Genomic DNA, 19,060 nt, shown 5'->3' with positions numbered 1-19,060 from the left:
GTAGGAGCTGCCGAAGGCTGCGATCTTTGCTTTAGACCTTGAGGACTTTGCCGCCAATCGCCACAGCCACCAGCAAAACCGCCATCAATCCAAAGGCAAAGCTCAGACTGCTGGCATGCGCGACAAAACCGATCACCGCTGGCCCGGCGAGAATACCGGCATAACCGAGGGTGGTAATCGCCGGCACCGCGATGCTTTCCGGCATCACCGTTTGCTTGCCCACCGCCGTGTACAGCACCGGCACGATGTTCGAGCAACCGGCGCCGACCAGCGCATACCCGAGCAGCGCCGCTTGCCAGCTCGGTGCGAAGGTGGCGAGAAACAACCCCGCCGCCGCTAACAGCCCACCGAACAGAATGATTCGCGTCGCACCCAGCTTGCGCACGATGCGGTCACCGAGCAGGCGGCCCACGGTCATGGTCAGGGCAAACGCTGCGTAGCCCAGGCCCGCGTATGCCGTGTCGATCCCGCGTTCCTGCGCGAGGAACACTGCACTCCAGTCCAGCGCGGCGCCTTCGGTGAGGAACACGATGAAGCACATGCCGCCGATAAACAGCACGATGCCATGGGGAATGGCGAACGCCGGGCCGGAGCTTTCGCTGCCGTAGGGCAACATGTGCGGCACGCACTTGAGCAAGGCGCCGATCAGCAAAACCACTACCACCAGCATCGCTGCCAGTGGTGTCAGGCCGAGGCCGAGCAGGGCGCTGACACCCGCCGCACCGACGATGCCGCCGAGGCTGAACAAACCGTGGAACCCCGACATCATGTGCTTGCCGCTGGCGCGCTCGACGATCACTGCTTGCAGGTTCACCGTCGAATCCACCGTGCCGAGGCCGGCGCCGAACATGAACAGCGTGGCGATCAGCGCCGGGATCGACGACACCGTCGCCAGCAACGGCAGCGCCGCGCAGATCAGCAGAGTGCCGCCGGTGGCCACACGTCGGCAACCAAAACGCGTCGCGAGAATCCCCGCCAGCGGCATCGCCAGAATCGAACCGACGCCCAGGCACAACAGCAATAATCCCAGCGTGCCCTCATCCAGCCCGGCCCGGGCCTTGGCATATGGCACCAGCGGCGCCCACGCGGCAATGCCGAGGCCAGCGATGAAAAAAGCGACGCGGGTAGACATCTGTTGCAGACGTCCGGGGACGAAGGTGTCTTGGGGGTTGAGGCTGGTCATATCGATCCTTGGTAAAAAAACAACTGCATCCCGAGTGACATTCTGACGGCGTTGAGGTTCGATCTCAGGCCTTTCGGGGCATAACGGTGGACATCCTACCCTGTGGGAGCGGGCTTGCTCGCAAAGGCGGTATGTCAGGCCAGGAATTTTTGACTGGCACACCGCCTTTGCGAGCAAGCCCGCTTCCACAGGGTGTGTATTAATCATTAGAGTGGCGTTCATCCATACGAAGGTAAACGGTCGGCAATGACGAGCTTCTACGACGCACGCGGCAATATCTACGCCGTGGTCTCACCTCAAGACTTGCGCGAGGCCGGAATCGCTTTGCCGACAAGCGCCACCGACTGCGCCGCATCTCGGCAGCAATGGAGCGAGGCCGCCATCGCTTTGTGCTGCCACTGGCCCGAAGGCCAACGCCCGGCCAACAGCAAACCTCACCGCAGCGATGGCCTGCTGATCGGCCCATTCCAGACAGCGGCGCCGTTCGATGTGCTGATCGTCAACACCGACGGCAGCCTCGCCGAACGCAGTGGCAACGGCCTGACGATTTTTTCTCAGGCATTGACCGAGCAAGGCTTGCTGCCGGAGCAGGGCGCCATGCTGTGCGTGCATCATGACAAGGGCGAAGCGCTGGAAACCTCGGTAAAACCGGCCGAAGTCGAGGGCGTGCGCGGTTTCTGGCTCGACCTCGGCCAGCCCACATTTGGCCCGGAGGCTGTGGGGGCGCAGGCCGTTCAGAGCGCTCAGTTCAACAATCGCGACGTCAGCCATGTCCAGCCCCTGGCACAGCTCGATCCCACTTGGACCCACAGCCAATTCGTCCGTATCGGCAATCCGCACTGTGTAACGCTGCTCAGCGATGCAAGCGCTTTGCCGAGCAACGAACAGATGGGTGAATCGCCCCTGAACGAACGGCTGACGGCAATTGCCTATGCCATGCCCACCGGTGCCGGCAATCCGTGCCCGGCGGGCGTCAATCTGCAATGGGCCGCGCTGGCGTCGCCGCAGAAAATCGCTGCGCGGGTATTCGAGCGTGGCGAAGGTCCAACCGCGTCTTCCGGCACCAGCGCCAGTGCGGTCGCGTGTGCAGCGTGGCGGGTGGGTTGGGTCGAGGCGGGGGAAGTGCGGGTGGTCATGCCCGGCGGCACCGCACCGGTTTTGCTTGAGGTTTCGGAAGGGGAGTTGCTGCGCGTCAGATTGTTTGGCACGGCGCGGTTGGCGGGTTGATTCGGCCGACGCCATCGCTGGCAAGCCAGGCTCCCACAGGGTTTTGCGCTGAACACATTCCTTGCCATCAACTGGATCTATTGTGGGAGCGAGCCTGCTCGCGAAGAGGTCGGCACATCCAACATCGAGGCGCCTGGCATGGCGCTTTCGCGAGCAGGCTCGCTCCCACAGGTTTTGCTTTCGGCCTATGAGGTTCAGCGCATTTCTCAGCTGAACTCCACCACCGGCATCTGCCGCTTCATCAGCACCTTGCCGCCGCGAATCGAATACAGCGGCAGGCCTTGGCTGCGGATCACTTCGTAATCGCTGTCCGCTGAGAGAATCAGCAGGTTCGCCGGGCGGCCCTGTTCCAGTCCGTAGCGTTCGCCCAGGTGCATGGCCTGGGCGCTGTTGTCGGTGACCAGGTCCAGCGCGCTTTGCAGGTTGCGATAACCGAGCATGTGGCAGATATGCAAACCCGCTTCAAGCACGCGCAGGATGTTGCCGTTACCCAGCGGATACCACGGGTCAACGATCGAATCCTGACCGAAACAAACATTCATGCCGGCTTCGAGCAGTTCATTGACGCGGGTCACGCCCCGGCGTTTCGGGAAGTTGTCGAAGCGTCCTTGCAAGTGAATGCTTTCGGTCGGGCAGGAAACGAAACTGATTCCGGAATGGCCGAGCAGGCGGAACAGTTTGGCGCAGTAGGCGTTGTCGTATGAACCCATCGCCGTGGTGTGGCTGGCGGTGACGCGGGCGCCCATGTCGCGGCTGCGCGCTTCTTCGGCGAGCACTTCAAGGAAGCGTGAATGCGGATCGTCGGTCTCGTCGCAGTGCACATCGACCAGGCAGCCGGTGCGCTCCGCCAGGTCCATCAGAAACTTCACCGAGCTGACGCCCTGATCGCGGGTGTATTCGAAATGCGGAATGCCGCCGACCACATCGGCGCCCATGCGGATCGCCTCTTCCATCAGCTCGCGCCCGTTGCGGAACGACTCGATGCCTTCCTGCGGGAACGCGACGATTTGCAGGTCGATCAAGTGACGGCTTTCCTCGCGCACTTCGAGCATCGCTTTGAGCGCGGTGAGTTGCGGGTCGGTGACGTCGACGTGAGTGCGCACGTGCTGAATGCCGTGGGCGGCCAGGGCCTGAATGGTCTTCTTGGCGCGGGTCTTGGTGTCTTCTTCGGTGATGGTGACTTTGCGCTCGCCCCAGCATTCGATGCCCTCGAACAGCGTGCCGCTCATGTTCCAGCGCGGCTCGCCGGCGGTGAGGGTAGCGTCGAGGTGGATGTGCGGTTCGACGAAGGGCGGCACCACCAGATTGCCGCCGGCATCGAGGTCATCCGCGCCGAGGGTCGGCGCTTCGGTCTGACGGGCGATGCTGTGGATCAGGCCGTCTTCGAGGTGCAATTCGTGCAGGCCTTCCTGGTTGCGCAGGCGGGCGTTGATGATGTGCATCAGGCGAATCCTTTTTATAGGTCTTGTAGTGGTGCGCTGACGCGACGGGCGCCGAGCACACCGGTGACGATGACATACGTTAGCGCGGCAGCGGCAATGCCTACCAGCGGCGCGACCCAGGGCGAGCTGAACGCGGCGATGGTGCCGATGCCGTAGGCCCCGAGCCCCGGCCAGTTGAACGCCGGCAACCGTGCGTCGGCCAGACGCGGATAGTGGCCGCGCCAGCGATAGAAAAAGTCAGCCATGATCACCCCGCCAATCGGCGGAATCACCGTGCCGAGCAGAATCAGATATGGCACCAGCATGTCGTACATGCCGAGCAGGGCGAGCAGGGTGCCGATCACCGCGCCACCGAGGGTCACGGTTCTGCGCCGACCGGTCCGCAGCAGGTTGCAGCCGGCGACGGCGAAGTTGTAGATGGTGTTGTCCTGGGTGCTCCAGATGTTCAGCAGCAGCATGGCCATCGCGGCCATGGCGAAACCTTGCAACAGCAGCACTTCGACCACATCCGGTTGCTGATAGACGATCGCGCCATACGCGCCGATCAGTACCATCAGGCCGTTGCCGATGAAAAAACCGATCAGGCTGGCCAGCACCGCCACCTTTGCCGAGCGCGAAAATCGCGTCCAGTTGGTGGCTTGCGTTGCGCCGCTGACGAAGGTGCCGAACACCAAAGTGATCGCTGTCGACCAGTCCAGCGAACCGCTCGGCACCACGCTGAGCAAGCCTTCGAAGCCGCCGACTTTCACGGTCGCTGCCCACATCGACAGCATCAGCAGCAACAGCATCGCCGGCACCGCGATGTACGAGAGCATCTCCAGTCCGCGATAACCGATGTACGCCGTAGCGCAGAAACCCAGACCGAACAGCACCATCAGGACCAGCACGGTGGTTTCATCGAGATTGAAATACTTGCCGATCACCACCGCTGCCGTCGCCGTGCCCCAGGCGTACCAGCCGATCTGGGTGAAACCGAGGATCAGGTCGCTGAGCTTGCTGCCGACTTCGCCAAAACAGAAGCGGCCCATCAGCACCGAATTGAGGCCGCTCTTGAAGGCGATGTAACCCAAGCCTGCCGCGTACAGACCGAGCAGCAGGTTGCCGACGATGATCACCGCCATCATTTCGGCAAAACCGAACGCGACCCCCAGCTTGCCGCCGGCAAACATGGTCGCGGTGAAAAACGTGAAGCCGAGTAACACCATCGCCGTCGAGGCCAGGCCTTTGCGCGCGTGCATGGGGACTTCACTGAGCGGGTAATCGTTGCCGGAGGCGTTCTGCGTCATGGGGCAGTCCTTGCTGGAAGGGGGAAGACACAGAAGGGTTGCAGCGGTCGTGCCAAGCGGCGCCGCGCCGGGTATGTATAGACGACACGGCGAATTCAGGCGCGAAAACGGTGCACCCGAACACACCATGGCCCAGTCAGGGAGCGAGCCTGTTATGTGCATTGCAGATAATTCAGACTTGGCGCCGGACTCCTGTGGGAGCGAGCCTGCTCGCGAATGCGGGGTGTCAGTCACCGAAAGATGGATTGATACGACGCCTTCGCGAGCAGTCTCGCTCCCACAAGGAAAAGGCATGCTGTTGGCTTAGAGAAAACGCAGCAGGGCGGCGACGATGGCTTCGGGTGCGTCTTCCTGGACGAGGTGGCCGGCATTGGCGATGGCGTGAAATTGCGCTCCGGGAATCATCTGCTGTAAGGCGCGGCCACGTTCGATGGGAATCCACTGATCCTCTTCGCCCCAGAGAATCTGCACCGGACAGCGAATCGTCGGGTACAGGCTTTCGGCATCACGAGTAAAGCGCTCGTCCATCTGCGCGATCTGCCGGTAGAACGCCGCTTGCCCCGGATCGCCCAGCCAAGGCCGCACATACGGCGCCAGTTCATCATCGGCAATGTCACGGTGAATCGCGCCGCGAATATAGGTCGGCACGATGGCGCGCTGGATGTAATCGGGCAAGCCGCTGAACGCGGCTTCGTGTTGACGCACATGCTGCACGAATGCCGAACCCCACGGCGTCAAGGCGACCGGGTCGATCAGGGTCAGGCTGCGGTAATCCTTGCCATTGAGCAGGTGCGCGCGCAACACCGTGGCGCCGCCGAAATCATGAGCGACCACGTCCGGAGTTTGCAGATTCCAGTGATCAAGCAGTTGCGCCAGGAGTTCGTTCTGCACGCCGAGGGAGACGTCGGCGTCTGGCTGCGCGGACTGTCCGTAACCGAGCAGATCGAAAAAGTGCACTCGGTGTGTGGCGAAAAAGTGCGGGGCGATGCGGTGCCACACGTAAGACGAAAACGGCGTGCCATGCACGAACACCAGCGGCGGACCGTCACCGCGCACGGCATAACGCACTTGATGCCCGTTGAAATCAAACACCTGATCCAGCAGCCAGTCCGTCATGGGCCTGTCCTCTTGGCGGGAGAACGGAAAGCATAGGCATAAAAAAACAGCCGTAAAGGCTGTTTCTGTGGATCAACGCTGTCCCCCTGTAGGAGCGAGCCTGCTCGCGAAGAGGGCGTGTCAGTCGATATCAATGTCGGCTGACCCACCGCTTTCGCGAGCAGGCTCGCTCCCACAGGGGCGGGGAGATGTGTGTTGCTTATTCGCCGCGATAGATGCAGCCGCTGGTGCACGTCTCATGAATGCGGATCGCGCTGAGTTCCGGCAGCAATGGCTTCATCTCATTCCAGATGAATTTGGCCAGCACTTCGCTGGTCGGGTTTTCCAGGCCGGGAATGTCGTTCAGGTAGTTGTGGTCGAGACGCTCATACAGCGGCTTGAAAATCGCTTTGATCTCGGAGAAATCGCGAATCCAGCCAGTGTGCGGATCGAGGTCGCCGCTCAGGTGCAGCGCGACCTTGAACGAGTGACCGTGCAGGCGTCCGCACTTGTGGCCGTCCGGGACGTGTGGCAGGCGGTGGGCGGATTCGAAAGTAAACTCTTTGAAGATTTCCACGGTATTTTCGGCTCTGTTCAGATGGCGTTCGCCGCAGCGATTCGGGCAGGCGGCGAGTTTATCAGCTTGTCTTTGGCCGTGCTGACTAAAGGGTCAGCAAGCGCTCGGCGAGGCGACCGCTGGCCGTCAGTTCGAGGAATTCGTCGCCCAGTCGGCGGCTCTCGTCCATCGCCGCGTGCCAGTATTTCTGCCGGCTCGGCGCATCGCCCATGAAGCGTTTGAAGTCGTTCCGGTCGGGCAGTTTGCCGTAGGGCAGGCGGGCCAGATATTCCTTCGACGGCGCGACCAGCAGCACATCTTGCAGGCGCTGCACCGAAGCGCGGCGCCAAGGCAGGGTCTTGTCGAACCAGCCGGGAATCACTCGATCGGTGAAGTGCGGATAGAGCACGATGCCGTCGCCGCTGTAGGGCAGGTCGAGGTGGTAGTCGAGCAAACCGCCGTCGCGGAACGTACCTGCGCCGGCGCCGGGCAAGTCGCGCACGCCTTCCATGACCATTGGGATCGATCCTGAAGCGAGCAGCGCCTGGCGCAGGTTGCCGGTATTGAGCGCAACGAAGCGCGAGGGGAAATCGGTCAAGGCATCAAGCGGCGGCGCCAGACGCGGATCGTGGATGATCAGCCGTTCGAAGTGCCGCGACAGCCGTGCACGGCCGCGCAGGTTGTCGGCGATTACCGAGCCCAACGCGAGACCGAGGCGCCCGCGATGGTCTTCGGCGAGACGGCCCTGGCTTTTCACCACCATGATGTTCAGACGGTAGTCGGCGTTTTCAAGAATGCTCGCGTCGCGGCCGTCGAGCAGGTCATTGAGCATGCGCTGCGAGCTCTGGCTGATCTCGGCCATGGTCACGCCTTTGTTGAAATTCTGCTCGGCGTACAGCTGGCCGAGGCGGCGAATGCCCTCGGCTGCGTCTGGCAGGCAGGCGCTGGCGAAGCGCCAGGAACCCACCGAGGCGCCGATCAGCGAACGCTCACGCGGCGCACTCGGCAGCCACTCGCCGAACAATGCCAGATCAAGCCCCTGAATCCCCAACGCCTTTGGCCCACCGGCCGCACCGGGCAGGGTGCCGACGTCTGCAGCATTCAATCCCTGCGCACGAATCCGCGCCATGGCCCGCGGGCCGGCCTTGAGGGTGAGGGCGGGAAACTTGATGTGGATGGCGGTCATACCGGTCTCGATCGTTAGCAAGCTGGCGATTATAAGCACACCGCATAACCCTGTGGGAGCGGGCTTGCCCGCGATAGCGTCCTTTCAGTCACAGAGATGCAAGCTGTGCCGCCGCCTTCGCGGGCAAGCCCGCTCCCACAGAGTTATCCATCAGTCTGTGGTCCAGCGGAAAGGGCACAATGATGGCCATTCAGTTTCAGTTAAGTTGACCCCGCTAAGGTGCCCACCGTAAGCAACCTATAAGAATTCGGAGACATCCATGAAAACCCTGACTGCCCTGACCACTGCCTCGATCCTCGGCCTTGGCGCCAATACCGCGCTGGCGCGCGATCTCGGACCTGACGAAGCGCTTCGTTTGCGCGACGCTGGTACTATCGTCTCCTTCGAGAAGCTCAACGCCATCGCCCTGGAAAAACACCCCGGTTCGGAGATCACCGAAACCGAGCTGGAGGAAGAGTACGGCAAGTTCATTTACCAGATCGAACTGCGCGACCCGAAAGGGCTGAAGTGGGATCTGGAGTTGAACGCGGTCGATGGTGAAGTGCTCAGGGATCATCAGGATACGTAATGAAGCTGAATAGTCGCGCCACCCGCCTCACGGCGCTGGCGCTGGTGTTGTTGTGCAGTACGGCCATGGCCCGCGACCTCGATCAGGACGAGGCCCTGACCCTGCGTCGCGAGGGTGTGATCCTGCCGCTGGAGCAAGTGCTGCAGCAGGCCATGGATCGCTATCCCGGCGCCAAGCTGCTGGAAGTCGAGCTGGAAGAAAAACACGACGTGTACATTTACGAAGTCGAATTGCTGACGGTCGAAGGCGTGGCGCGCGAGCTGCACCTGAAGGCCGATACCGGCGAGTTAGTCAAAGACAAGGAAGATTGATCGATGCGTTTGCTTCTGGTGGAAGACCACGTACCGCTGGCCGACGAATTGCTCGCCGGCCTGCAGCGCCAAGGCTACGCGGTGGATTGGCTGGCCGATGGCCGGGACGCGGTGTATCAGGGCAGCAGCGAGCCCTATGACCTGATCATCCTCGACCTCGGCCTGCCCGGCGTGCCGGGGCTGGACGTGCTGGCGCAGTGGCGCGCCGCCGGTCTGGCGATTCCGGTGCTGATCCTCACCGCGCGTGATTCCTGGGCCGAGCGCATTGAAGGTCTGAAGGCTGGCGCTGACGATTACCTGACCAAACCGTTTCACCCGGAAGAGCTGTATCTGCGCATTCAGTCACTGTTGCGCCGCTCCAAGGGCCAGTCCAACCAGCCGACCCTGCAAGCCGCCGGCCTGCATCTGGACGAAGGCCGTCAATGCGTGGTTCGCGACGGCGCCGATATCCAGCTGACTGCCGCTGAATTCCGTCTGCTGCGCTATTTCATGCTGCACCCCGAACAGATCCTCTCGAAAAGCCACCTCGCCGAACACCTCTACGACGGTGAAACCGAGCGTGACTCCAATGTCCTCGAAGTTCACGTCAATCACCTGCGGCGCAAGCTCGGCAAAAGCGTGATCGAAACCCGTCGTGGTCAGGGTTACCTGTTCGGCGGGCAAGCTTCATGAGGTCAATCCAGCGCCGTTTGAGCCTGGGTTTGATCAGTGTGATGGTGGTCGTCGGTCTGGTACTGGCGCAAACCAGCCTGTGGTTGTTCGAAGTCGGTTTGCAGCGCTACCTCGAAGCCGGCCTGCGCAACGACAGCGAAAGCCTGCTGGTGGCGCTGGTGCGCGGCCCACAAGGTTTGCAGCTGGATGAGCGGCATCTGTCGCCGGCCTATCAGCGGCCGTTTTCCGGGCACTACTTTCGTATCGATTTCTCCGACAGCCACTGGCGTTCGCGCTCGCTGTGGGATCAGGAGCTGCCGCTGCTGCCCCACCCGGGGCTGCACAGCAACCTGCAACTGGGCCCGGGCGGGCAACGCTTGCTGATATTGCGCTCGGACTATCGACGCCTGGGTCAGTCGATCTCGATCAGCGTCGCCCAGGATTACACGCCGGTCAGCGACAGTTTCCAGCGCATGCGTCAGATCGGCCTCGGCCTTGGGCTGGCGGCGTTGCTGTTGATCCTGTTCCTGCAACGCCTGACTGTGCGCCGCGCGCTGAAACCGCTGGAACGCGCGCGCGAACAGATCGCCCAGTTGCAACAGGGCCAGCGTTCACAACTCGACGATCAGGTGCCGGTAGAGCTGGAGCCGCTGGTGGCGCAGATCAACCATTTGCTCGCCCACACCGAAGACAGCCTCAAGCGTTCGCGCAATGCCCTTGGCAACCTCGGCCACGCGCTGAAAACCCCGTTGGCGGTGCTGCTTAGCCTGGCCTCCAGCGACAAGCTCGATGACCGTCCCGAGCTGCGCAGGATTCTCAAGGAACAACTCGAGCAGGTGCAGCAGCGCCTCAATCGTGAACTCAATCGGGCGCGGTTATCCGGTGATGCGCTGCCCGGCGCGTTGTTCGATTGTGATGCCGAGCTGCCGGGTTTGCTGGCGACGCTGAACATGATTCATGGCGAGCACCTGGCCTTGAGTTACGTCGCACCGCCGGGCTTGCAACTGCCGTGGGACCGCGAGGACTTGCTCGAACTGCTCGGCAACCTACTCGACAACGCCTGCAAATGGGCCGATGCCGAAGTGCGCTTGAGTGTCATCGAACGGTCTGACGGCTTTGCCCTGAGCGTGGAAGATGACGGCCCGGGGATTCCCGAAGAGCAGCGTACCCAGGTGTTCAGCCGTGGCACGCGGCTGGATGAGCAGACCCATGGGCATGGGCTGGGATTGGGGATCGTGCGCGATATTGTCGATACGTGGGGTGGCTTGCTGGTGCTGGGAGAAAGCGAGTGGGGCGGGTTGAAAGTGGTGATTGAACTGCCTAAGCGCTAATTGCCAAAACACCCTACATCCCCTGTGGGAGCGAGCCTGCTCGCGAATGCAATCTGTCAGATAAATGTTCGCTGACTGATACGACGCTTTCGCGAGCAGGCTCGCTCCCACATTGGGTTTTGCGGTGGATTCTAGACCCGAAACTGATCCATCAACCGCTGCTGCTGATTCGCCAGGCTGTTGAGTGACTGGCTCACCCGCGCCGATTCATTCGCCTGTCCGGACAGCGACTCCGTCACATCGCGAATTGTCGCCACGTTGTTGTTGATCTCCTCGGCCACCGCGCTCTGCTCTTCGGCAGCGCTGGCGATTTGCAGGTTCATGTCGCTGATCACCGTCACCGCATCGCCGATCTGCCGCAGCGCCGTTACAGCCTGGCCAACCTGCTCGACACTGCCCTGAGCCTGACGATGGCTGTTGCCCATCGAGCCCACCACTTCCTGCGTGCCGTTCTGCAATTGCTCGATGACCTGGCGGGTTTCCTCCACCGACTCCTGAGTGCGGCGCGCAAGGTTGCGCACTTCGTCGGCAACCACGGCAAAGCCGCGTCCGGCTTCACCGGCGCGGGCGGCTTCGATGGCGGCGTTGAGTGCGAGCAGGTTGGTCTGCTCGGCGATGGCGCGGATGGTTTCCAGCACCGTGCCGATCTTCTCGCTGTTCGCAGCCAGCCCTTCGACCTGAACCATCGCGGCGCTCATATCGGCGGCGAGGGTGTCGATGCTTGCGGTGGTGCGGTCGATCACGGTCAGGCCCTGACGGGTGGCGCGGTCGGCGTCCTTGGCGGCCTCGGCGGCTTGCTCGGCACTGCGCGCCACGTCTTGGGCGGTGGCGCTCATTTCGTGGGACGCGGTGGCGACCTGATCGACCTGGCGATATTGCTGCTCCATGCCGGCGCTGGTCTGGGTGGCGATGGCCGAAGACTGGTCAGCGGTGTTGCGCGCGTCCTGCACCGAGCGTTTCACCTCGGCGATGACCGGTTGCAACTTGTCGAGGAACTTGTTGAACCAACCGGCCAACTGGCCGAGCTCGTCCTGTTTGTCATAGGCCAGACGCCGGGTCAGGTCGCCTTCGCCGCTGGCGATGTCTTCAAGCATGTGCGCCACGCCGAGAATCGGTCTGGTCACGCTGCGCGCCATCAGCCACACCAGCAGCAAACCGATCATCGCGGCAAGCAGGCCGAGGCTCAGTTCAATCAGCGTGCCCGAAGTGTTGCTCGCATCCAGTTGCTGCTTGAGCGCTTCGGCGCGGCTGACCAGGACTTTCTCCGGCACATCAAGCAGCACGCCCCACGCCGGTCCACCGGGAATCGGCTGGAACGGCGACAGCACTTTCAACTGGCCGTTGCTGTGCAGGCTGCTCACGCCAGGGCTCGCGGCGAGCAGACGCAGCAACTCGCTGCCGCTGGCCTGATCCACCGCATCCAGACGCTGGCTGAGTTTGCCGGCATCCGGGCTGTAGCCGGCGAGCAGGCCGGCGGGGCTGACGATACTGACGGCGGTCTGGCCGTCATACAGCTTGCGGCTGGCGTTCTGGCTGATCGCTTGCAGGCTGTTGAGGTTGATGTCGACCGACAGCGAAGCGATGACTTTGCCGTTGACCTGCAGCGGGAAGACGATGCTGGTCATCAGCACTTTGTGGCCGTCGATGACATAGAAGTACGGCTCGATCACACACGGTTTGAGCGTAGTGCGCGGGCAGGTGAACCAGGCGTTGGCGGCCTGACCGCTGGGGCCGGTGCTGGTGTCGCTCATGTCGCTTTCCGGCAGCGCCATCGAGGTGACTTTGCCCGGGGTCGGCTGCGACCAGTACAGGGCAAAGCGGCCCTTGTCGTTGCTGCCCAGCTCAGCCTGGTCGGCGAACAGTTCGTCCTTGCCGTCCAGTGCATTGGCTTCGAACACCAGCGACAGGCCAAGCAGGTCCGGGTTGGCTTGCAGCGCGGATTTGACCTGACGGGTCATGTCCTCGCGCAGGTCGAAAGCATCGAGGAAGCGCTTCTCGGCCTGCTCACGCAAAAACAGCACCTGCCGCGAGAAACCGTGGCCGTATTGATAGGCGTCCATGAATTGCTGGCGAATGCCGGCGGCCTGCACTTCACCTTGCGATTCGATCCGCGCCTGCGCCGACTCGGTGAGCATCTCCATGCTCGAGGCCTTGACCAGCGCCGAGCTGTGTTCCATGCGATACAGCGAAAGACCGACCAACAGGGTCACGATACCGGCCAGGCAGAGGCCGGCGAGCAGGGTGATTTTCCATTGGATGGAAAGTTGTCTGAGCGACATGGAAATATCCTTATCCGATAAATATCTGAGACTTTGCACTGTAGCGGCCGCGTTTCGGCTTTCTTTATGCGTGAGCGCAATATGACCGATTGCCGCATGCGGGGCCTGTGGTCCTGTAGTCCTGTGGCGAGGGGATTTATCCCCGTTCGGCTGCGAAGCAGTCGTGACACCTGCGTATAGGGTTGTTTCGAAGTTTGCCGGTGGCGGCTTCGCCACCCAACGGGGATAAATCCCCTCGCCACAGGGCTTTGACACTGCCGCCACTCTGCGGCACAGTGCGCGCCCTCTAACAAGACCCTCTGTACACATCCGCCGGCCAATCCCGCGCGGACTCATCCTGTCTGGCGGTGTGTTTTCACCCGCAGTGTTTTTTGAGGTAGTGAAATGAATGCAGTCATAGCAGCCGTCGGCGTCATGCTGATCCTCAGCCTGTCGCGCGTGCATGTGGTGATCGCGCTGATCGTCGGGGCGCTGGTCGGTGGCCTGACCGGTGGTCTGGGCATCGACGCAACACTCAAGGCGTTCAACAGCGGCCTGGGCGGCGGCGCGACAGTGGCGTTGTCCTACGCCTTGCTCGGCGCTTTCGCCGTAGCGATTGCGAAATCCGGCCTGGCTCATGCGCTGGCCGACAAGGCCCTGGCCATGGTGGATCGGCAGCATGCAACCGGCGGCGGTAACGTCAAATGGCTGCTGATCGGCCTGCTGTGGGTGGTGGCGATTGCTTCGCAGAACATCCTGCCGATCCACATCGCATTCATTCCGCTGCTGGTGCCGCCACTTCTATATGTACTGACCAAGCTGCAACTCGATCGCCGTTTGATCGCCTGTGTCATGACCTTCGGCCTGATCACCCCGTACATGTTCCTGCCGGTGGGCTTCGGCAACATTTTCCTCAACGAAATCCTGCTGGCCAACGTCGCCCGCAGCGGCGTCGACATCAGCGGCATCAATGTCACCCATGCCATGGGCATTCCGGCGCTGGGCATGGTCTTCGGCCTGGCGATGGCGTTCATCAGCTATCGCAAGAAGCGCGTTTATGACTTGGCCAAAATCGAACAGGTCGAGCAGACGGCAGTGCAGTACAACCCGTTGAGCCTGATGATCGCCGGTGTGGCCATCGCTTCGGCATTCGTGGTGCAGTTGCTGCTGGACTCGATGATTATCGGCGCGCTGGTCGGGTTCCTGATTTTCTCGTTCTCCGGCATCGTCAAATGGCGCGAGACCGATGACCTGTTCACCGAAGGCATGAAAATGATGGCGATGATCGGCTTCATCATGATCGCCGCCTCAGGCTTTGCCGAAGTCATGAAGGCCACCGGGCAGGTGCAGACGCTGGTCGAATCGTCGGCGGCGTGGATCAATCACAGCAAAGGCGTGGGTGCCTTGTTGATGCTGCTGGTGGGCTTGCTGGTGACCATGGGCATCGGCTCGTCGTTTTCCACCGTGCCGATTCTGGCGGCGATCTTCGTGCCGCTGTGCGTGCAACTGGGCTTCAGCCCGATCGCCATCGTCTGCATCGTCGGTACGGCCGGTGCGCTGGGCGATGCCGGATCTCCGGCCTCGGACTCGACCCTCGGCCCGACCTCGGGTTTGAACATCGATGGCCAGCATCACCACATCTGGGACACCGTCGTACCGACTTTCCTGCACTACAACCTGCCGCTGCTGGTGTTTGGCTGGGTTGCAGCGATGGTTCTCTAAACATCCACAATTGCCCCATGTGGGAGCGAGCCTGCTCGCGAAGGCGTCGTGTCAGTCGACACACAGGTTGCTGACCCAACGCTTTCGCGAGCAGGCTCGCTCCCACAGGGGGCTGCGATGTTTCAAGACTCAACTTTTGCCCCGGCGTGCCGTTAAAGCCTTTAACCACGCCAACAAAATCAAAAGAGTGAGTCCCCCGATGCGCCTGAGTCTCAAGGCTAAAGTCCTGTCCCTTGCCGTTCTGCCGGTGCTGCTCTTTGCGCTGGTCATCAGCGTGACCACGCTGTTCATCCTCCAGGAACAGGCGCGCAAGGAGGTCGAACAGACCCGCGAGCGGCTGCTCAGCGACGCCAAGGCCACCCTGCAAAGTTACGTTGCCGTGGCCATGACCACGATCAAACCGCTGTACGACGCCGCCGCACCGGGCGACGACGCGGCGCGCGCCCAGGCGATCAAACTGCTCTCGGGCATCCGCTACGGCAAGGATGGCTACTTCTTCGGCTACGACTCCGAGACCGTGCGTCTGTTCAAAGCCAACGACCCCGACGGCGTGGGCAAAAGCTTCAAGGACAACCGCGATCCGAACGGCGTCTACGTCAACCTCGGCCTGGTCAAAGTGGCCAAGGACGGCACTCACTATCTGCAATACAGCTCGCCGCTGCCGGGCAACGCCAAGGTGCTGGTGCCGAAACTCGGCTACACCGAATACCTGCCGAAGTGGGACATGGCGGTCGGTACCTCGGTCAACCTCGACGGCATCGAAGCGCAAGTGGCGCAGGTCGAGGCGCAAGTGCAGGAGCGCGTGCAAGGCGTGGTGCTGAGCATTGTCGGCGTCGCGGTGCTGGTGCTGCTGGTGATCGCGGCGGCGGGCATGTTGCTGGCCAACACCATTCTGCGTCCGCTGACGCAAATGAAAGCCAGCCTCGACGACATCGCCGCTGGCGAGGGCGACCTGACCCGGCGCCTGAACATCACCAGCCAGGACGAACTCGGCGAACTGGCCGGCTCGTTCAACCGTTTCGTCGACAAGATCCACGGCCTGGTGCGGCAGATCACCGAGATGACCACGCAACTGACCGGGCTGGTTACTCAGGTCTCGGAACAGGCGCAGCGTTCCGATCAGGCGATGGAGCGTCAACGCCACGAAACCGATCAGGTCGCCACGGCGATCAACGAAATGTCCGCCGCCGCCCAGGAAGTGGCGAAGAGCGCGCAAAACGCCGCCGTCGCCGCGCAGCAGACCGACGAAGAAGGCCAGAGCGCCAAGCGCGTGGTCGCAGGCAGCATCAAGCAGATTCATGCATTGGTCGACGATATCCGCAATAGCGGCGTGTCGCTGGACAGCTTGCAGCAGGACGTCAGTTCGATCGTCGGCGTGCTTGGGGTGATCCGTTCGATTGCCGAGCAGACCAACCTGCTGGCGCTCAACGCCGCGATCGAAGCGGCACGCGCCGGTGAGGCCGGTCGTGGCTTTGCGGTGGTTGCGGACGAGGTACGCGCACTGGCCAGCCGCACGCAGATCAGCACTCAGGAAATCCAGGGCATGATCGACCGCTTGCAGGCCGGCACGCAGCAGGCAGTTGAGGCCATGCGCCGTTCCAGCGAGGCTGGCGATGGTACTTCGCAGCAAGCCAATCAGGCCGGTGCATCGCTGGATGCCATGGCGCAGTTGATCGCCACGATCAACTCGATGAACGCGCAGATCGCCAGCGCAGCGGAAGAGCAGACGGCGGTGGCCGAAGAAATCAACCGCAGCGTGCATCAGATTGCCGTGGCGGTGGACAGCGTGGCCGATGAAACGCAACTGGGCGCGCAGACCTCGCGCAGTCTGGCGGAGCTGGGGCAGCGGTTGGGCAAGCTGGTCGGGCAGTTCCGTATCTGAAGATTCACGATAATCCATTGTGGGAGCGGGCTTGCTCGCGAATGCGTTGTGTCAGACCCCCAATGGGTTGCATGGCACACCGCATTCGCGAGCAAGCCCGCTCCCACATTTGAGTTTCTGTAGCCTTCAAGTCTGGTCCCAATACGGGATTTCACCGAAGCATTCGATGAAGAAATCGATCACCGTCCTTACCTTCACCGACAGCCGCCGGCTCCCGGGCCACAGCACCGCGATCTGCTGCGGTTCCAGGCTGTTCGACACCTGATATTCCCCCAGCACCGGCACCAGTGTGCCCTCGCGCACCGCTTCGCCAATCAGCCACGACGGAAACATCACCAGCCCCAGCCCTTGCTGAGCGGCCTGGGTCAGGGTGTCGGCGTGGTTGCCGGTGATCGGACCTCTGACGGTGTATGGCGTCCAGTCCTCGCCATCACGGCGGAAAAACCAGCGCTGCTGACCGGCCGCGCCTTTGTAGGCCAGGCACTGATGTTGCGCGAGTTGGTCGGGATGCTGCGGCGTGCCATGGCGTTTGAGATAGGCCGGGCTGGCGGCGACCTGAAAGCGGTGCGGCGCGAGAATGCGTGCCTGCATGCTCGAATCGTGCAGCGCGCCGATGCGAAACAGCAGGTCGGCGCCTTCCTGTAGCGGGTCGACGTAATGGTCGGTTTGCTGGATATCCAATTGCAGCTTCGGATAGCGCGCGCAGAGCTCGCCCAGCCACGGTGTCAGATGGCGTTGGCCGAACACCACCGGGGCGTTGATGCGCACCAGTCCGGTGGGTTCGCTTTGCTGCTCCTGCAACGCCTGTTCGGCTTCTTCCAGTTGCACCAATAGCAGCCGCGCATGGTGGCCGAGCGTGCGCCCGGCTTCGGTCGGGGTGACGGCGCGGGTGTGGCGGTAGAGCAATTGCTGGTTGAGCGCCTGTTCCATCAACTGGATCTGCCGCGAAATCGAGGAGGGCGCAACGCCTTCGCGGCGGGCGACTTCGGAAAAACTGCCGTGGTCGAGGACCGCCACAAACAGCCGTAGCGCTTTGAATCCGAGTTCGTTGAGCCCGTGCATGCCGTGTCTCGCTGTGCGTGTTGCGCAAAAGTGTTGTCCGGATGCTCCCATTTATCGCACAGCGGCGCCAGCCGATAATCCGCGCCATTGTTTTTGAGCGTGGAAGGTCAGGTATGCAGTCGTTGGATGAGGGATTGGTCGCCGCACCGGTGAAAAAATCGATGTTGCGTCTGCTGTTGCTGCCGCTGGTGATCCTTGCCGGCATGGGCTTGTCGGTCGAGGCCGGGTTGCTCGGGCCGCTGGGTGAGCAGGTCGGGCATTTGTGGGCGACGTTGAGCATCTTCGGCGTGGGTTCGGCGATTCTGTTTTTACTTTTGTTGTTCGCCGGCCCACAGAAAGGTCCGGCGCTGACCGAGTTGCCGCGCTGGCAGTTGATCGGCGGTTTTCTAGGGCCGATCTACGTGGTGGTGCTGACGCTGGCGACGCCGCACATCGGCATTGCCATGACGATGATTGCGATTTTGTCCGGGCAGGTCGGCAAGAGTGTGCTGATCGACCATTTCGGCTGGTTCGGCGCGACGCGCAAGAAGGTCAACGGCGAGCGCTGGCTGGCGTTGGGCTTGATTGTGGTGGCTTTGGTTCTGATTGCGCGGGGGTGAGTGATGGGTCTGGTGATTTTGTTGGCGGTGGTGGTATTGGCCGGTGCGGTGTTGAGTGTGCAGGCCGCGATCAATGGTCGTTTGGGTGAGACGGTGGGTGTGCTGCGCTCCAGTTTGCTGACCTTTGCGGTGGGCGCGGTGGTGACCGGGTTGTTGATTCTGTTTTTCGAACCGGCGCAGGCGGTGAGTCTGCTTGAGGTGCCGAAGTGGCAGTTGACCGGGGCGCTGTTCGGCGTGGTGTACATGATGGTGATGGTGGGCGCGGTGCCGGTGGTCGGGACGGCTGTGGCGACGGTGGCGGTGATTGTCGGGCAGTTGGGGATGGGGATGTTGATCGACAATTTTGGCTGGTTGGGGAATCCGGCGATCGGCTTGTCTTCGAGCCGGATGCTGGCGATGGTGTGTCTGGCGGTGGCGTTGGTATTCATGTATCGGAGTTCGCGGCAGGCGCAGTGATTTTTGAGTACATATCCGGTGCTGCGGGTGTTGCCCTCCGCTCAGCCTGCCGACGGGCTCTGAGATCAAGATCAAAAGCTACTTGAGCTAACGCTCATTGCTTTGTGCGGTGAACCCCTGTGGGAGCGAGCCTGCTCGCGAAAGCCATTTCTGCGTCGCCCAATCTCTCAACAGTTGGCCAGCCTGCAACACCACCTTCTACACTGTCCCTTATGGCTTGCTCGCAAGCTTCAGACAACCACCAC

17 protein-coding genes and 2 pseudogenes are annotated in these 19,060 nt (G+C 62.0%); 10 read left to right on the top strand and 9 right to left on the bottom strand.

What is annotated here, in order from left to right; translation table 11 throughout:
• Positions 1-31 precede the first annotated feature (31 nt).
• Positions 32-1,183: an MFS transporter gene (locus tag ACZ0AZ_RS26375; RefSeq protein WP_122746861.1), complete on the bottom strand. Its 1,152-nt coding sequence runs from the start codon at positions 1,181-1,183 to the stop codon at positions 32-34.
• 246 nt (positions 1,184-1,429) lie between these two features.
• On the opposite strand from ACZ0AZ_RS26375, the gene ACZ0AZ_RS26370 reads away from it, so the two are divergent.
• Positions 1,430-2,410 (top strand): diaminopimelate epimerase, encoded by a 981-nt coding sequence (locus ACZ0AZ_RS26370; protein ID WP_463570610.1) that lies wholly within the window; start codon positions 1,430-1,432, stop codon positions 2,408-2,410.
• Between the two features lie 206 nt (positions 2,411-2,616).
• Here ACZ0AZ_RS26370 and codA read toward each other — a convergent pair whose 3' ends face one another.
• The 5 genes from codA to ACZ0AZ_RS26345 form a co-directional block, all read right to left on the bottom strand.
• Positions 2,617-3,852, bottom strand: coding sequence for a cytosine deaminase (gene codA / locus ACZ0AZ_RS26365; protein ID WP_129999637.1), 1,236 nt, complete (start codon positions 3,850-3,852; stop codon positions 2,617-2,619).
• 14 nt (positions 3,853-3,866) lie between these two features.
• Complete coding sequence (gene codB / locus ACZ0AZ_RS26360) at positions 3,867-5,138, bottom strand: cytosine permease (RefSeq protein WP_463538464.1); 1,272 nt, start codon at positions 5,136-5,138, stop codon at positions 3,867-3,869.
• A 303-nt stretch (positions 5,139-5,441) separates the two neighbouring features.
• The gene (locus ACZ0AZ_RS26355; protein WP_463538463.1) at positions 5,442-6,254 is read right to left on the bottom strand and encodes an alpha/beta fold hydrolase; all 813 of its coding nucleotides are present in this window, start codon (positions 6,252-6,254) and stop codon (positions 5,442-5,444) included.
• Positions 6,255-6,453: 199 nt separating this feature from the next.
• The gene (gene queD, locus ACZ0AZ_RS26350) at positions 6,454-6,810 is read right to left on the bottom strand and encodes a 6-carboxytetrahydropterin synthase QueD (protein ID WP_007915588.1); all 357 of its coding nucleotides are present in this window, start codon (positions 6,808-6,810) and stop codon (positions 6,454-6,456) included.
• 85 nt (positions 6,811-6,895) lie between these two features.
• Positions 6,896-7,975 carry a patatin-like phospholipase family protein gene (locus ACZ0AZ_RS26345; protein WP_310406550.1) on the bottom strand — a complete coding sequence of 360 codons (1,080 nt, stop codon included), beginning with the start codon at positions 7,973-7,975 and terminating at the stop codon, positions 6,896-6,898.
• A 259-nt stretch (positions 7,976-8,234) separates the two neighbouring features.
• On the opposite strand from ACZ0AZ_RS26345, the gene ACZ0AZ_RS26340 reads away from it, so the two are divergent.
• Genes ACZ0AZ_RS26340 through ACZ0AZ_RS26325 form a run of 4 tightly spaced genes read left to right on the top strand, consistent with a single transcriptional unit; the run spans position 8,235 to position 10,836 of the window.
• Complete coding sequence (locus tag ACZ0AZ_RS26340; protein WP_016775414.1) at positions 8,235-8,543, top strand: PepSY domain-containing protein; 309 nt, start codon at positions 8,235-8,237, stop codon at positions 8,541-8,543.
• Positions 8,543-8,854 (top strand): PepSY domain-containing protein, encoded by a 312-nt coding sequence (locus ACZ0AZ_RS26335; protein ID WP_129999634.1) that lies wholly within the window; start codon positions 8,543-8,545, stop codon positions 8,852-8,854. The genes ACZ0AZ_RS26340 and ACZ0AZ_RS26335 overlap by 1 nt, the downstream gene beginning before the upstream one ends.
• A 3-nt stretch (positions 8,855-8,857) precedes the next feature.
• Positions 8,858-9,526, top strand: a complete 669-nt coding sequence (locus ACZ0AZ_RS26330; RefSeq protein ID WP_252876626.1) for a response regulator transcription factor — start codon at positions 8,858-8,860, stop codon at positions 9,524-9,526.
• On the top strand, positions 9,523-10,836 hold the full coding sequence (locus tag ACZ0AZ_RS26325; RefSeq protein ID WP_039763443.1) for a sensor histidine kinase: 1,314 nt from the start codon (positions 9,523-9,525) through the stop codon (positions 10,834-10,836). The genes ACZ0AZ_RS26330 and ACZ0AZ_RS26325 overlap by 4 nt, the downstream gene beginning before the upstream one ends.
• A 131-nt stretch (positions 10,837-10,967) precedes the next feature.
• On the opposite strand, the gene ACZ0AZ_RS26320 is transcribed toward ACZ0AZ_RS26325, so the two are convergent.
• Together ACZ0AZ_RS26320 and ACZ0AZ_RS26315 are read right to left on the bottom strand one after the other, a co-directional pair.
• Positions 10,968-11,723: a methyl-accepting chemotaxis protein gene (locus tag ACZ0AZ_RS26320; RefSeq protein ID WP_463538814.1), complete on the bottom strand. Its 756-nt coding sequence runs from the start codon at positions 11,721-11,723 to the stop codon at positions 10,968-10,970.
• Positions 11,724-11,825: 102 nt separating this feature from the next.
• Positions 11,826-11,972 (bottom strand): annotated as a pseudogene (locus tag ACZ0AZ_RS26315) (HAMP domain-containing protein); the annotation flags it as partial.
• A 1,527-nt stretch (positions 11,973-13,499) separates the two neighbouring features.
• Between ACZ0AZ_RS26315 and ACZ0AZ_RS26310 the strand changes: the two are divergent.
• The 3 genes and pseudogenes from ACZ0AZ_RS26310 to ACZ0AZ_RS26300 all read left to right on the top strand — a co-directional run bounded on the left by ACZ0AZ_RS26310 (position 13,500) and on the right by ACZ0AZ_RS26300 (position 16,698).
• Entirely contained in the window at positions 13,500-14,816 is a 1,317-nt protein-coding gene (locus tag ACZ0AZ_RS26310; protein WP_039763441.1) for a Na+/H+ antiporter family protein, read from the top strand.
• A pseudogene (locus tag ACZ0AZ_RS26305) lies at positions 14,716-15,840 on the top strand (cache domain-containing protein); the annotation flags it as partial. The gene ACZ0AZ_RS26310 and the pseudogene ACZ0AZ_RS26305, both read left to right, overlap by 101 nt.
• A 36-nt stretch (positions 15,841-15,876) precedes the next feature.
• Positions 15,877-16,698: a methyl-accepting chemotaxis protein gene (locus ACZ0AZ_RS26300; RefSeq protein WP_370695145.1), complete on the top strand. Its 822-nt coding sequence runs from the start codon at positions 15,877-15,879 to the stop codon at positions 16,696-16,698.
• 126 nt (positions 16,699-16,824) lie between these two features.
• Here the strand turns inward: ACZ0AZ_RS26300 and ACZ0AZ_RS26295 are convergent, their stop codons facing one another.
• Entirely contained in the window at positions 16,825-17,760 is a 936-nt protein-coding gene (locus tag ACZ0AZ_RS26295) for a LysR family transcriptional regulator (protein WP_463538462.1), read from the bottom strand.
• Between the two features lie 113 nt (positions 17,761-17,873).
• Here ACZ0AZ_RS26295 and ACZ0AZ_RS26290 point away from each other — a divergent pair, with 113 nt between their 5' ends.
• Positions 17,874-18,359, top strand: a complete 486-nt coding sequence (locus tag ACZ0AZ_RS26290; RefSeq protein WP_129999629.1) for a DMT family transporter — start codon at positions 17,874-17,876, stop codon at positions 18,357-18,359.
• Positions 18,360-18,362: 3 nt separating this feature from the next.
• Positions 18,363-18,815 (top strand): DMT family transporter, encoded by a 453-nt coding sequence (locus ACZ0AZ_RS26285; protein WP_039763438.1) that lies wholly within the window; start codon positions 18,363-18,365, stop codon positions 18,813-18,815.
• Positions 18,816-19,060 lie beyond the last annotated feature (245 nt).

Source organism: Pseudomonas sp. AC239 (assembly GCF_979258545.1).
The sequence above is the reverse complement of the archived record's forward strand: the minus strand, read 5'-3'. Positions and strand labels throughout refer to the sequence as shown.

Bases quoted from the DNA above. Each gene is read 5' to 3' on its own strand.
- ACZ0AZ_RS26330 (WP_252876626.1), top strand. From the start codon at position 8,858: ATGCGTTTGCTTCTGGTGGAAGACCACGTACCGCTGGCCGACGAATTG.
- ACZ0AZ_RS26375 (WP_122746861.1), bottom strand. From the start codon at position 1,183: ATGACCAGCCTCAACCCCCAAGACACCTTCGTCCCCGGACGTCTGCAA.
- ACZ0AZ_RS26325 (WP_039763443.1), top strand. From the start codon at position 9,523: ATGAGGTCAATCCAGCGCCGTTTGAGCCTGGGTTTGATCAGTGTGATG.
- ACZ0AZ_RS26370 (WP_463570610.1), top strand. From the start codon at position 1,430: ATGACGAGCTTCTACGACGCACGCGGCAATATCTACGCCGTGGTCTCA.
- ACZ0AZ_RS26340 (WP_016775414.1), top strand. From the start codon at position 8,235: ATGAAAACCCTGACTGCCCTGACCACTGCCTCGATCCTCGGCCTTGGC.
- codB (WP_463538464.1), bottom strand. From the start codon at position 5,138: ATGACGCAGAACGCCTCCGGCAACGATTACCCGCTCAGTGAAGTCCCC.
- ACZ0AZ_RS26285 (WP_039763438.1), top strand. From the start codon at position 18,363: ATGGGTCTGGTGATTTTGTTGGCGGTGGTGGTATTGGCCGGTGCGGTG.
- ACZ0AZ_RS26300 (WP_370695145.1), top strand. From the start codon at position 15,877: ATGACCACGCAACTGACCGGGCTGGTTACTCAGGTCTCGGAACAGGCG.
- ACZ0AZ_RS26320 (WP_463538814.1), bottom strand. From the start codon at position 11,723: ATGGAGCAGCAATATCGCCAGGTCGATCAGGTCGCCACCGCGTCCCAC.
- ACZ0AZ_RS26335 (WP_129999634.1), top strand. From the start codon at position 8,543: ATGAAGCTGAATAGTCGCGCCACCCGCCTCACGGCGCTGGCGCTGGTG.
- ACZ0AZ_RS26355 (WP_463538463.1), bottom strand. From the start codon at position 6,254: ATGACGGACTGGCTGCTGGATCAGGTGTTTGATTTCAACGGGCATCAA.
- ACZ0AZ_RS26310 (WP_039763441.1), top strand. From the start codon at position 13,500: ATGAATGCAGTCATAGCAGCCGTCGGCGTCATGCTGATCCTCAGCCTG.
- ACZ0AZ_RS26290 (WP_129999629.1), top strand. From the start codon at position 17,874: ATGCAGTCGTTGGATGAGGGATTGGTCGCCGCACCGGTGAAAAAATCG.
- ACZ0AZ_RS26345 (WP_310406550.1), bottom strand. From the start codon at position 7,975: ATGACCGCCATCCACATCAAGTTTCCCGCCCTCACCCTCAAGGCCGGC.
- codA (WP_129999637.1), bottom strand. From the start codon at position 3,852: ATGCACATCATCAACGCCCGCCTGCGCAACCAGGAAGGCCTGCACGAA.
- ACZ0AZ_RS26295 (WP_463538462.1), bottom strand. From the start codon at position 17,760: ATGCACGGGCTCAACGAACTCGGATTCAAAGCGCTACGGCTGTTTGTG.